We start from the raw sequence: 13,412 nt of genomic DNA on the forward strand, positions 1-13,412 counted from the left end.
ATATGAAAGATGAATTATTATTTTGCCCTCTAGGAGGGTCCGGAGAAATTGGTATGAATATGAACCTATTTGCCTATGGTAAACCTGGTGAGCATAAATGGATCATGGTTGATATTGGGGTTACATTTGCTGATGATACTTTACCCGGTATTGATCTTATTTACCCAGATCCTGGATTTATTGTTGATAAAAAAGATGACCTTTTAGGAATTATTTTAACTCATGCACATGAAGATCATATTGGTGCGATCGCACATCTTTGGCCTCAACTTAAATGTAAAATCTTTGCAACTCCATTTACAGCGGTTTTAATAAAAGAAAAATTTAAAGAAAAAAATATAGATGTAACTAAGTTTCTCAAAATAGTTCAATTAAATGGAACAGTAAATTTAGATCCATTTAAAATAGAATATATAACTCTAACTCACTCAATCCTTGAGCCCAATGGTCTTAGAATTGAAACTCCAGCAGGTGTAATATTGCATACTGGTGATTGGAAGATTGATCCTGAGCCACTTATTGGTGAAAAGATCAATTCAGATAGACTTAAAGAAATTGGTAATGAGGGTGTGCTTGCTATGATTTGTGATTCAACAAATGTATTTAGCATGGGTAAAGCTGGTTCAGAGTTAGATGTTAGAAAAAGCTTATTAAATATCATGGGTAGCCTTAAAAAGAGAATTGTAATGGCTTCTTTTGCTTCAAATGTTGCACGTATGGAAACAGCTTTTTATTGTGCAGAAAAAACTGGTAGACAAATATCTTTAGTAGGAAGGTCCATGCATAGAATATTTAAAGCAGCAAGACAATGTGGTTATTTAAAAAATGTTATAGAACCTGTCGATGCGCGTGATGCCAAAAAAATTGCTAGAGAAAAAATAGTTTATCTTTGTACAGGTAGCCAAGGGGAACCTATGGCAGCACTAATGAGAATTTCTAGTAATACTCACCCAGATGTATTCATTGAAAAAGATGATGCTGTTATTTTTTCTTCAAAAATTATTCCAGGTAATGAGAAAAAATTGTATAAATTACAAAATCAACTAGTTAAAGATGGCGTTGAAGTTATTTCAGAAGAAAGCGAATTTGTTCATGTTTCTGGACATCCCAATAGAGATGATCTTAGAGAGATGTACGATTGGGTAAAACCTCAATGTGCAGTTCCTGTTCATGGTGAACACAGACATATGATTGAGCATATGAAGTTTGCTAAAGAAATGAAAGTTCCACATCCTGTTCAAGTTGAAAATGGAGATATTGTAAAATTAGCACCTGGCAAACCACATGTTTTTGATAAAGCACCAAGTGGTAGACTTTATTTGGATGGTAATATGAGTGTAGAAGAAGATGCTCAATCAATTAAAGATAGAAAAAACATTAGTGCAAATGGTTATATGGAGGTTACTATTTTAATTACTGCAAAAGGTAATATCCACAAAAGACCCGTGTTAACTTTTAGAGGACTGCCTGTTTATGATGTCGATGAGTTTATATACGAATTAGAAGAAGCAATCGAAAAAACAACTAGAACTTTTTCTATAAAAAGTAAAAAGCAAGAATTTAATTTAATTGATGCTTTAAAAATAACATGTAGAAAATGTGCTAAAGATTTCACTGGTAAAAGACCATTTATCAATATCAACCTAGTAAGAATTTAAATGAGTGCAACAGGTCTTGCTATAATTTATATAATAATTTGGTGGATAGTTTTTTTTACAATCCTTCCAATTGATGTAAATAGACAAAAATCTATCAAAATTGATGGTGAAGACGCAGGTTCTCCTGAAAATCCTAAGATGCTAAAAAAATTCATTTATTGTACTGGTATAACAACAGTTATTTTCGTGATAATTTATTTATTGATAAAATATGAATATTTAAATTTAAGATATATAATTAATTAAAATGTACATTTCAAAGTCATTCATTCCAATATTAAAAAATAACCCATCAGAAGCAAAAATTAAATCACATCAGTTAATGCTAAGGGTTGGTATGATTAAACAATCCTCAGCAGGTATTTATTCATGGCTACCTTTAGGTTTTAAGGTGATGAAAAAAATTGAACAAATAGTAAGAGAAGAACAAAATAAAATTGGTGCCCAAGAAATACTTATGCCAACTATACAGCCCAGTGATATTTGGAAAGAAAGTGGTCGTTATGACGATTATGGTGATGAAATGCTTCGTATTAAAGACCGTCAAGGTAGAGAAATGCTTTATGGACCAACCAATGAAGAGTTGGTTACAGATATATTTAGATCAAGTGTAAAATCTTATAAGTCACTTCCTCAATTATTATATCATATACAATGGAAATTTAGAGATGAAGTTAGACCAAGATTTGGAATAATGAGAGGTAGGGAGTTTTATATGAAGGATGCATATTCGTTTGACGTTAATGACGAAGATGCAACATTCTCGTATAATAAATTCTTTTTCTCATATTTAAAAACATTTAAAAGATTAGAACTTTCAGCAATACCAATGGCAGCTGATACGGGACCAATTGGTGGAAATTTATCTCATGAATTTATTATTTTAGCAGATACAGGAGAAAGTAAAATTTTTACAGATAAAAGAGTTTTTGATTTAGGTAGTGAAGGAACTGTATTGGATAGACAATCCTTACAAGACTTAAGAAAAAAATATGAACAATATTACGCTGTAGCCGATGAAAAATTTAATAAAAATGAATTTGAAGAAAAGGTGTCAGAAGAAAATAGGTTAATTACAAAAGGTATAGAGGTAGGTCACATTTTTTATTTTGGAGATAAATATTCAAAAGCTTTAAATGCAGCTGTAGATCTCCCAGGTGGCAAAAAAGATTTTGTTAAAATGGGATCTTATGGAATTGGTGTATCAAGGCTAGTTGGAGCAATTATAGAAGCTAAATATGATCAAAAAGATGAAATAATGAAATGGCCATTTTCTGTAGCACCATACGAACTTGCAATAATACCTATGATTAACAAAAATGATACATCGGCATTAGATAAAGCGAATAAACTTTTTAAACATTTTGAAAGTAAAAATATTGATACAATTATTGATGATATGGATGAAAATCTTTCATCTAAAATTAAAAAATTTAATTTGATAGGTGTGCCTTATCAAATAATTTTAGGAAAAAATTCAGAAGATAATTTATTAGAGTTTAAAGAGATTGGAAAGGATCCTAAAAGTTTAACACTAGATCAAATAACTCAAATTTTAACTGAACAAAAATTAAAAAATTGATTTCTGCATTAGAAAAAGAAATTACACTTAGATATTTAAAAACCAGAAAAAAAGACGGTTTTTTAAATATAATATCCATTTTTTCATTTATTGGAATTAGCCTTGGTGTTGCAGTACTTATTATTGTGATGTCTGTTATGAATGGCTTTAGAAGTGAGTTAATTAATAAGATTGTAGGATTTAATGCTCATGTCACTGTTAAGCCATATGAAACTTCTATTAATTTAGAAAAACTAAATAGTGAAAATCTAAAATTAATTTCAAAAGAATTAATACTTAGTAATTCTGGTGAAGCAATTGTTATTAGTAAAAACTACACTAAAGGTTTAATTTTAAGAGGTTATAGTAGAGAAAACTTTCTAAAACTTGATGTTGTAAAAAAAGGAAACTTAATTGGTAAATCAAACCAATTAACAAAGAAATCGATATCAATAGGTAAAGAATTAAGTTTTAATTTAGATCTTAGTGTAGGAGATAAAGTATCAATAATGTCTCCAGTAGGCATTGAAACAATAATAGGAAGTCTACCCCGGCAAGAAACTTTTATTATTAGATCTATCTTTGATAGTGGTTTAGCGGATTTTGATGCAAATATTGCTTTTATAAATTTAGAAACATTGGAAAACTTCTTTAGTTTTAAAAAAGAAGACCGTAACCTAGAAATTTATTTGAACAAACCATCAAATATTGAAGAAGCAAAAAATAAAATTCAAGAAATATTCAAAAATGAATTTGTATATAGTTGGGCTGATATGAATAGCTCATTGTTTTCTGCATTAAAAGTTGAAAGAAATGTAATGTTTATAATCTTATCTTTGATTATTATAGTAGCTGCTTTTAACATTATTTCGGGTCTTACAATTTTAGTTAAAAATAAGACAAGAGATATAGCTATACTCAAGTCGATTGGTGTCATGAACAAGTCTATTGTTAAGATATTTTTCCTTGTTGGTGTTATTATTGGAACTACAGCAACACTTTTTGGAATCTTTTTAGGTGTAATATTTTCTCTATACATTGAAAACCTGAGAGAATTCTTAAGTAATACATTTAATATTAGCTTATTTCCTGAAGAGATTTATTTTTTGAGCACAATGCCCTCTGAAATAAACCCAACTTCAATTTTTATAATTTCTCTTTGTTCAATTTTTATAACTATTATCGTTTCAATTTTTCCAGCAATAAAAGCTTCAAAATTAGACCCTGTTAAAGGACTTAAGTATGAATAATTTGATATCATTAAAGAACATATCTAAATCTTTTTCTAACAATAAAAAAATAAATGTTTTAAAAAAAATTAATTATTCTTTTACAAAAGGTAAGATTTATTCTCTAGTTGGTCCATCTGGATCTGGAAAGTCTACATTATTAAATGTTTTGTCACTAATAGATAAACCTACCACTGGTTCATTGATAATTAATAAAACACCAGTAAACTTTAATGAAAATGCGAAAAATGATAAAATTAGATCAAGTAAAATTGGTATTATCTATCAACAAAATAATTTACTTCCAGATTTTACTGCATTAGAGAATGTTTATTTAGCTGGTTTAGCTTTAACAAATGATAAAAAAAATTCAATTGAAAGAGCAAAAGAAATTATAAAAACAATGGGTCTTTCATCACGTGAAGCTCATTTTCCATCTGAACTATCAGGAGGTGAAATGCAAAGAATTGCAATGGCTAGAGCACTAATTAATGAACCTGAAATTATATTAGCAGACGAGCCTACTGGCAGCTTAGATCATACTACTGCTAAAGAGGTTTTTAATGTTTTATATAAATTAAAAAATAAAAATAGATTAATAATTTATGCAACTCACAATAGATTTTTTGCTAATATGGCTGATTGCAAATTAGAAATGATTGATGGTAATATAAAAGCTATCAATGCCAGAATTAAATAATCAAAATTTTAATCACTTAAAAATTCATACACAGTATTCAATTTGTGAAGGTGCTATCAAAATTGATAACTTAAAAGATTTTTGTAAAGAAAAAAAAATACCTTGCTTAGGTATTTCAGACACATCTAATTTATGTGGTGCATTAGAGTTTGCTGAAAATATTTCTAAGGTTGGTACACAGCCAATTATTGGCACTCAAATCTATTTTAAATTTGAAGATACAACAGGGCTATTACCCCTAATAGCTCTTAACGAAAATGGATATAAGAGAATTATTGAACTTTCCTCAAGGTCTTACCTTGAAAATGATGCATTATCTGACCCTCATTTAGATGTAAAAGATCTTTTAATAGACACTGAGGGTGTGTCCTTACTTTCTGGAACTATTCAAGGGTTATTCGGTAAACTATTTGAAAAAGGTCGTTTAGATGAAATATCAAAACTATATAGAAGCTTATCATCAAAATTTAATGATAATTTTTACTTAGAAATCCAAAGACATGGTGATCAAAACGAAATTGCTTTTGAAAAATTCAATTTAGAACAATCTTCAAAAATTCAAATACCAATTATAGCTACAAATGAAGTTTATTACTTAACACCCGACATGCACGAAGCTCATGATGCTTTAACGTGCATTGGTTCTAAAACTTATGTTAATGAAAAAAATAGAATTAAATATAGCAACCAGCATTATTTTAAATCTAATGAAGAAATGTCAAAGCTATTTTCAGATCTTCCTGAAGCTTTAGAAAATAACTTCAATTTACCATTTAAATGTAATTTTAGACCACAGTTTTCAAAACCTGTACTTCCAAATATTAGTTCTGAAAAAGGAGGTAGTGCTGATGAAATACTTAAAAAAGATTCGCTAGACGGATTAAAAGAAAAATTTCAGAAAGTTTTTAAAATTGAAGAAAACAATTTAAAAACAGATGATAAATTCTTGAAATACAAAGACAGACTAGATCATGAGTTAAAAATCATAATTGAAATGAAATATCCAAGTTATTTTTTGATTGTATCTGATTATATTAAATGGGCTAAAAATAACGATATTCCAGTAGGACCTGGTAGAGGTTCTGGTGCTGGCTCACTGGTTGCTTGGTGTTTATCCATTACGGATGTTGATCCGATTAAATTTAATTTAATATTTGAAAGATTTTTAAACCCTGATCGAGTATCAATGCCTGACTTTGATATAGATTTTTGTGAGGAAAAAAGAGATCTTGTTTTTAAATATTTAACTACAAAATATAAAGATAGTGTTGCTCATATAATTACATTTGGAAAATTAAAAGCAAGAATGGTTATTAGAGATGTTGGTAGAGTATTAGGTCTACCATATGGTTTTGTTGACAGTATTTCAAAAATGATCCCTTTTGATCCTTCTAGACCTCAAAGTCTAACTGAGTGTATTAATAGTGAACCACGACTTCAAAAATTAGTTAATGAAGACCCACGTGTAAAAAAATTAACTGATCTTTCTTTAAAATTAGAAGGTTTAAATAGAAATGTAGCAACACATGCAGCAGGCGTTGTAATAGCTGATAGAAAATTAACAGAAGTTGTACCTTTATACAAAGATGCTGCAGCAGACTTGCTGTTACCATCAACACAATTTGACATGTATTCAGCAGAAAATGCTGGCTTAATCAAGTTTGATTTTTTAGGATTAAAAACTTTAACAGTTATTAATAGAACACAAAAATTGATTAATAAAAAAGTTAAAGATTTCAAAATTGAAGATATTGATTTTGATGATCAAAAAGTTTTTGAACTTTTATCTTCTGGTAACACTGTTGGATTATTTCAAGTTGAAAGTGCTGGTATGCGCGAAGCTTTGTTGCAAATGAAACCCAATCATATTGAAGATATTATTGCTCTTGTTGCTCTTTATCGTCCAGGACCTATGAGCAACATACCAATTTACAATGACTGTAAACACGGAAGACAAACACCTGATTATTTGCATCCATTACTTGAGGGTATTTTAAAACCTACTTATGGAGTTATTATTTATCAAGAACAAGTGATGCAAATAGCACAAAAACTCTCTGGTTTTACCGCTGGTGAGGCAGATATTTTAAGAAGAGCTATGGGTAAAAAAAAAAGAGCCGAATTAGAAAAGCAGAAACAGGGATTTATTGCTGGTGCTTTGAAAAATGGAATTAGCAAAGAAGTTGCAGCTAGTATATTTTTAAAAATTGAACCATTTGCTGAATATGGATTTAACAAAAGTCATGCTGCTGCTTATGCTATAATTTCCTATCAAACTGCTTTTTTAAAAACCTATTATCCTAAAGAATTTTTTGCAGCATCTATGACAATGGATATTTCAAATCAAAATAAATTGGGAGAATTCCATGAAGAACTAAAAAGAATTAATATTAAAGTTATACGACCTGATATTAATAAGTGCTTTGCAGATTTTCAATTCGATGACAATAATTTTTATTATGCTCTTGGTGGAATTAAAAGTGTTGGTTATGAAGCAATATCAAATGTTGTTAAAGAAAGAAATGAAAATGGAGATTTTAAATCTATAAATGATTTTTTAAATAGAGTTAATCCTAAAGATATAAATAAACTTCAATTAGAAGGTTTGGTTAAAGCAGGAGCTTTTGATAATATAGATAACAATCGACAAGCCTTATTTAATTCTATTCCAAATTTTATTTTAAAAACAAAAAATATTTATGAAAACAAAGCAGCAAATCAAATTGATCTTTTTGGCTTAGATGAAGAACAGGATAATGAAATAGTTCTAAATATTGATGATTGGAAGTTTGAGGATCGTTTATCAAGAGAATTTGAAGCTATTGGTTTTTTTATATCTGACCATCCTTTAAATCAATTTAAAGAAATTTTTGATGACTATAAAATTGTCGATTACGCACAATTTAATTTGGATGATACAATAAAAGAGGCAAATATTGCAGCTACACTTTTAAAAATCACTGAAAGAAAAACTGCAAAAGGTAATTCATACGGAGTTATTAAGTTCACTGATTTAACTAGTGTTTTTGAGCTGTTTATTTTTTCAGATATTTTAGAACTTAATAGAGAGGCTTTAGTGGAGGGTAGCTCCTTAATCATAACTTTGATCAAAACCATTTCTAACGATGAAAATAGATTTAAAAGAATAAATGTTCAAAAAATTGCATCTCTCAAGGATCTTTTTAATAAGCCTGTTAACGAAATTTTATTTAATATTAAATCAATTAAAGACATCGATAAAATATCTGATTTAGTGAATGAAGAGGGGACAACTGAGGTAAAAATTAATATAACTGATAAAAACAATGAAATTAGCTTTAAATTGAAAAACAAGCGTCTAATTGACAGGAAATCTATCAATATTATCAGAAATAAAGATATTTCGACAACTATTCATTAAAAAAGACTTGTTTGTTTTATAAATAATTTGTAAATAACTCTTAAATTAAATTAACACTCACACAGTTTGTGGTTTTATACCTCCGGTCCTTAAATGGAAATTACTGTGGTGGCTTAACCGGGAATAAATATGAAAATACCAAGTCTAACTATCCAACAACTATTAGAAGCAGGCGTTCATTTAGGTCATAAGACCTTAAGATGGAACCCAAAGATGAAAAAATACATTTTTGGAAAAAGAGATTCAATTCACATTATTGATTTAACTCAAACATTAGAACTAACCAATGTAGCTTTGGAAAAAGTTTACAATACGATAGCCAATAATGGCAAAATTCTTTTTGTATCTACTAAAAAACAAGCATCAGAAGCTATTGCTGAAGTTGCAAAAGAAACTGGACAATACTTTGTAAACTATAGATGGTTAGGTGGAATGCTAACCAACTGGGGAACAATCTCAGGATCAATTAAAAAGATGAAAAAATATGAGGCTGATCTTGTAGCTGAAAATAGAGGCTTTACAAAAAAAGAACTATTAAAGATGAGTGTTAAAAAAGATAAATTAGAAAGAGCATTAGGTGGAATTGCAGAAATGAAAAAGGTTCCCGATCTAGTTTTTATTATTGATACTAATTATGAATCTCTAGCTATTGCTGAAGCTTCTAAATTAGGTATTCCAATCTGTGCTATTCTTGACAGCAATTCTAATCCTGATGGTATTGATTACCCAATTCCTGGTAACGATGATGCTAGAAGAGCGATTGATTTGTATTGTAATTTAGTAAAAGAAACTATTGAAAATGCAAAAAAAGCTGCTCCATCTAAATCTGTGGAAAAACCAGATGTTGATGAAACAAAAACAAAAGAAACTTCATCAAAAACTATTCAGGAGATTGATAGAGAAAAGTTAGATGCTAAATTTTCAAAAAAAGATAAGGAAAAACTAAATTAACATGAGTGATATAGAAAAAGTAAAACAATTACGTGAAGCAACTGGTGCTGGATTTAAAGATTGTAATTTAGCAATCAAAGAATCTGAAGGTGACTTAGATAAAGCTGTTGAAATTTTAAGAGTAAAAGGAATTTCTAAAGCTTCAAAAAAAATGTCAAGAGATGCTAAAGAAGGTGTTATTGCGACTTCAGGTGATGAAAATAAAATATCAGTTATTGAAATTAATTGTGAAACAGATTTTGTTGCTAAAAATGATGACTTCGTATCCTTTGCAAAAGAATTAAGTGAGCTGAATAATCAAAATTCATCTGATTTAGAGAAACTCAATAAATCAAAAATGGCAAATGGAGAAACAGTTGAAGATAGCCTTGTTGCATTAATTGCAAAAATGGGAGAAAAGATAACACTTGGTAAAGCTAAAACATTTAGCCAACCAGGTTCTAAAAATTTTAATTATTTGCATACTGTAGTTAAAGATAATTTGTCTAAACTATCTGTCATAACTTCACTTGAGACCTCAAACGATAGTGAAGATGTTAAAGCTTTTGGTAAACAACTTTCAATGCATATTGCAGCTTCAAATCCTTTGGCACTAAGTTCAGATTTGATTGATAAAGATCTTCTTCAAAAAGAACAGGATCTTGTTGCAGAAGAGTTAAAAAACTCAGGAAAACCCGAGGAGATTGCACAAAAAATTAGTTTAGGTAAAATGAATAAATTTAAAGAAGAAAATGCTTTATTAACACAAGCCTGGGTTATGGAACCAAAAAAGAAAGTTCAAGATATCATAAAAGAACTAAACATACCCGATTTAAAGATTAACAATTTTCTAAGAATTAAAATAGGTGAATAAATGTTTAATGAAAAAACATATAGCCAGAAGATGGATAAAACCATTGAAGTTTTTCAGAAAGAGTTAACATCATTAAGAACTGGCAGAGCAAATGCCTCGATGTTAGATCTTGTTAAAGTTGATGTTTATGGTCAAGCAATGCCTTTAAATCAAGTATCAAGCATAACAACTCCAGATGCCAGAACAATTAACATCCAAGTTTGGGATCTTAATAATGTGCCACTTGTTGATACTGCAATTAAAAAATCAGAATTAGGTTTAAATCCTCAAATTGATGGTCAATTAATTAGGTTGCCAGTACCAGATTTAAATGAAGAACGAAGAACAGAGATTAAAAAATTAATCAAATCTATGGGTGAAAAGTGTAAAATCTCAATTAGAAATATTAGAAGAGAAGCCAATGATGATTTAAAAAACCTAGTTAAAGAAAAAATAATTAGTGAAGATGAAGAAAAGATTAATGAAAAATTAGTACAATCATTTACGGATGAGCATATTAAAATCATAGATACTAAAGTTGAAGCCAAAGAAAAAGAAATAATGACCATATGAACCCAATTAAACATGTTGCCATCATCATGGATGGAAACGGTAGATGGGGCGTTAAGCATAAACAATCAAGAAATGCAGGTCATAGAGCTGGCTTAAATACAGTTGATCTAATCATTAATCACTGCATCAAACATAAAATTAAGTTTTTAACTCTTTATACTTTCTCTTCTGAAAATTGGAAAAGACCCAAAAATGAAATCGTTTTTTTATTTAATTTATTAGAAAACTTTTTACAAAAAAAGATTAATAAAATTATCGAAAAAAATATTAAGCTTAAGTTCATTGGTGAATTAAATAAATTACCACCAAAACTTAAAAAATTAATTAAATTGTCAGAAAAAAAAACTTTTAATAAAAAAATGTTACAAGTTAATATTGCCTTAAACTACGGTTCGAAAATTGAATTAATTAATACCATAAAAAAGATTAAAAAAAAAAAATAACAATAAATGAAAAAAATATAGATAATAATTTATATACAAAACATCTTCCGAATCCTGATATTTTAATAAGGACAGGCAATACCCATAGACTAAGTAACTTTTTACTATGGCAACTATCTTACACTGAGATATTTTTTGAAAAGAAATTATGGCCTGACTTTACTGGTAAAGATTTTGATAAAATTATGAACAAATTTAAAAATATTAAAAGAAATTATGGATCAATTTAATGAACTTAAATATTAAAAAAAGAATTTTAACCTCAATACTTCTTATTGTCCTTTTAGTTGGAATGTTTTTTTACTCGTATATAATGATAATTTCTTTAATAATTATAGCAATAATTTCATGGATTGAATTTTATGCATTAATATCAAAAATTTTTAAAAAAAATATTTTAAAGGATAAATTTTTTAGATTCTCTTATAAAGCTTTATCTTTAATTTATTTATCAGGATTAGTTTATTTAATTTTTACTATAGAATCAGAGAATTCTAATCTTAAAATCTACCTTTTATATTCTGTTTTAGTTGCAATACTGTCAGACATAGGAGGGCTTGTTTGTGGAAAAATATTTAAAGGAAAAAAACTAACTAAAATTAGCCCCAATAAAACAATTTCTGGATCAATTGGTTCTTTCATGTTCTCTATATTGTTGATCCCCTTTTTTTATAAAGTTCAAATTGATCAATTATTAGTAAATCTTTTTTTAATAACAATCATTATATCCTTAACATCTCAATTAGGAGATCTATTCATTTCACTATTAAAGCGCAAAGCAAAAGTTAAAGATACAAGTGATTTACTACCTGGCCATGGAGGTGTTTTAGATAGAATAGATGGAATAATTTTTGCAATACCACTTGGAATTTTTTTGTTTATAATTATTTAGTATGAAAAAAATTGCAATTTTCGGATCTACAGGCTCTATTGGATCATCATTATTAAAGATTATTAATGATGATCAAAAAAACTTTAAAATTGAATTACTCACAGCAAATAAAGATTATAAGAAATTAATAAAACAAGTTAAATTGTTTAATGTTAAAAATGTAATTGTCACTGATTATAATTCTTTTTTAATTACAACCAAACTTTTGAAAAATGCTAAAGTTAAAGTTTTTAATAACTTTGATTCGTTAAATAAAATTTTTAGTACAAAAAATAAAATTGATTATTCAATGTGTGCAATTTCAGGGTTTGAGGGATTAAAACCAACTTTGGATATTATTAAATTTACTAAAACTATAGCGATAGCAAACAAAGAATCCATCATATGTGGATGGAATTTAATTAAAAAAGATTTAAAAAAATATAAAACATATTTTGTACCAGTTGATTCTGAACATTTTTCTATTTGGTCACTATTAGATAATAATAAAAAAAATAATTTTGAAAAAATTTACATAACAGCTTCTGGTGGCCCATTTAGAAATTTATCATTAAAAAAATTTAGAGATATTTCAGTTAAAGATGCATTAAAACATCCTAATTGGTCGATGGGAAAAAAAATTACAATCGACTCTGCTACAATGATGAATAAAGTTTTTGAAATTATAGAAGCAAAAAAGATCTTTAACCTAAATTATAAACAACTTGAAATATTAATTCATCCAAAGTCATACTTACATGCAATAGTAAAATTTAATAATGGTTTATCAAAACTTTTAGTTCATGATACTAATATGAAAATTCCAATATTCAATTCTATTTATTTTAATACAAACAAAAAACTTAAATCTAAGAATATCGATATTAAAACTTTAAATAATCTAAACCTTAAAAAAATCGAAAATATTAGATTCCCAGTAATTAAAATTCTTAATAATTTGAGTAATGAAGATTCTTTATTTGAGACTATAATTGTGAGTGCAAATGATAAATTAGTGAAACTTTTTTTAAATAATAAGATTAAATTTACCGATATATCAAATACATTGTTAAAAATTTGTAATACTCCTGAATTCAATAAATTTAAGTCAATGAAGCCCAGAAATATTGATGAAATTCAAAATTTAAGTGATTATGTAAGTTTAAAAATTAGCTCTATGAGTGTATAAACTCG

General features: G+C 27.9%; 11 protein-coding genes and 1 pseudogene. All 12 read left to right on the plus strand.

Annotated elements, in window-relative coordinates; translation table 11 throughout:
- The first annotated feature begins 2 nt into the window (after nt 1-2).
- The 12 genes and pseudogenes from AC5SLW_RS02475 (at nt 3) to AC5SLW_RS02530 (ending at nt 13,407) form a co-directional block, all read left to right on the plus strand.
- Entirely contained in the window at nt 3-1,658 is a 1,656-nt protein-coding gene (locus AC5SLW_RS02475; protein ID WP_006997020.1) for a ribonuclease J, read from the plus strand.
- Nucleotides 1,659-1,904, plus strand: a complete 246-nt coding sequence (locus AC5SLW_RS02480; protein WP_011282023.1) for a DUF1467 family protein — start codon at nt 1,659-1,661, stop codon at nt 1,902-1,904.
- A gap of 1 nt (nt 1,905) precedes the next feature.
- Nucleotides 1,906-3,240, plus strand: a complete 1,335-nt coding sequence (gene proS, locus AC5SLW_RS02485) for a proline--tRNA ligase (protein ID WP_011282024.1) — start codon at nt 1,906-1,908, stop codon at nt 3,238-3,240.
- Entirely contained in the window at nt 3,237-4,469 is a 1,233-nt protein-coding gene (locus tag AC5SLW_RS02490; protein WP_494575626.1) for an FtsX-like permease family protein, read from the plus strand. The genes proS and AC5SLW_RS02490 overlap by 4 nt, the downstream gene beginning before the upstream one ends.
- Complete coding sequence (locus AC5SLW_RS02495; RefSeq protein WP_011282025.1) at nt 4,462-5,148, plus strand: ABC transporter ATP-binding protein; 687 nt, start codon at nt 4,462-4,464, stop codon at nt 5,146-5,148. Before AC5SLW_RS02490 ends, AC5SLW_RS02495 begins: the two co-directional genes overlap by 8 nt.
- On the plus strand, nt 5,132-8,548 hold the full coding sequence (gene dnaE, locus AC5SLW_RS02500) for a DNA polymerase III subunit alpha (protein ID WP_494575629.1): 3,417 nt from the start codon (nt 5,132-5,134) through the stop codon (nt 8,546-8,548). Before AC5SLW_RS02495 ends, dnaE begins: the two co-directional genes overlap by 17 nt.
- 129 nt (nt 8,549-8,677) lie before the next feature.
- The gene (gene rpsB, locus AC5SLW_RS02505; protein WP_494575631.1) at nt 8,678-9,499 is read left to right on the plus strand and encodes a 30S ribosomal protein S2; all 822 of its coding nucleotides are present in this window, start codon (nt 8,678-8,680) and stop codon (nt 9,497-9,499) included.
- Nucleotide 9,500: 1 nt separating this feature from the next.
- Nucleotides 9,501-10,352, plus strand: a complete 852-nt coding sequence (gene tsf / locus AC5SLW_RS02510; RefSeq protein ID WP_494575633.1) for a translation elongation factor Ts — start codon at nt 9,501-9,503, stop codon at nt 10,350-10,352.
- Nucleotides 10,353-10,904, plus strand: a complete 552-nt coding sequence (frr, locus tag AC5SLW_RS02515; protein ID WP_006997012.1) for a ribosome recycling factor — start codon at nt 10,353-10,355, stop codon at nt 10,902-10,904. It begins immediately after the preceding gene.
- Nucleotides 10,901-11,577, plus strand: a pseudogene (gene uppS / locus AC5SLW_RS02520) (polyprenyl diphosphate synthase). Before frr ends, uppS begins: the two are co-directional and overlap by 4 nt.
- Nucleotides 11,577-12,239 (plus strand): phosphatidate cytidylyltransferase, encoded by a 663-nt coding sequence (locus tag AC5SLW_RS02525; RefSeq protein ID WP_494575635.1) that lies wholly within the window; start codon nt 11,577-11,579, stop codon nt 12,237-12,239. Before uppS ends, AC5SLW_RS02525 begins: the two are co-directional and overlap by 1 nt.
- Nucleotide 12,240: 1 nt before the next feature.
- Entirely contained in the window at nt 12,241-13,407 is a 1,167-nt protein-coding gene (locus AC5SLW_RS02530; RefSeq protein WP_494575637.1) for a 1-deoxy-D-xylulose-5-phosphate reductoisomerase, read from the plus strand.
- Nucleotides 13,408-13,412: the final 5 nt, after the last annotated feature.

This window comes from Candidatus Pelagibacter sp. PS_40 (assembly GCF_059417765.1).

What these genes read in the sequence shown, in the direction of transcription:
- AC5SLW_RS02480 (WP_011282023.1), top strand. Translation starts at nt 1,659, where the DNA reads ATGAGTGCAACAGGTCTTGCTATAATTTATATAATAATTTGGTGGATA.
- AC5SLW_RS02475 (WP_006997020.1), top strand. Translation starts at nt 3, where the DNA reads ATGAAAGATGAATTATTATTTTGCCCTCTAGGAGGGTCCGGAGAAATT.
- tsf (WP_494575633.1), top strand. Translation starts at nt 9,501, where the DNA reads ATGAGTGATATAGAAAAAGTAAAACAATTACGTGAAGCAACTGGTGCT.
- dnaE (WP_494575629.1), top strand. Translation starts at nt 5,132, where the DNA reads ATGCCAGAATTAAATAATCAAAATTTTAATCACTTAAAAATTCATACA.
- AC5SLW_RS02495 (WP_011282025.1), top strand. Translation starts at nt 4,462, where the DNA reads ATGAATAATTTGATATCATTAAAGAACATATCTAAATCTTTTTCTAAC.
- AC5SLW_RS02525 (WP_494575635.1), top strand. Translation starts at nt 11,577, where the DNA reads ATGAACTTAAATATTAAAAAAAGAATTTTAACCTCAATACTTCTTATT.
- frr (WP_006997012.1), top strand. Translation starts at nt 10,353, where the DNA reads ATGTTTAATGAAAAAACATATAGCCAGAAGATGGATAAAACCATTGAA.
- AC5SLW_RS02530 (WP_494575637.1), top strand. Translation starts at nt 12,241, where the DNA reads ATGAAAAAAATTGCAATTTTCGGATCTACAGGCTCTATTGGATCATCA.
- rpsB (WP_494575631.1), top strand. Translation starts at nt 8,678, where the DNA reads ATGAAAATACCAAGTCTAACTATCCAACAACTATTAGAAGCAGGCGTT.
- proS (WP_011282024.1), top strand. Translation starts at nt 1,906, where the DNA reads ATGTACATTTCAAAGTCATTCATTCCAATATTAAAAAATAACCCATCA.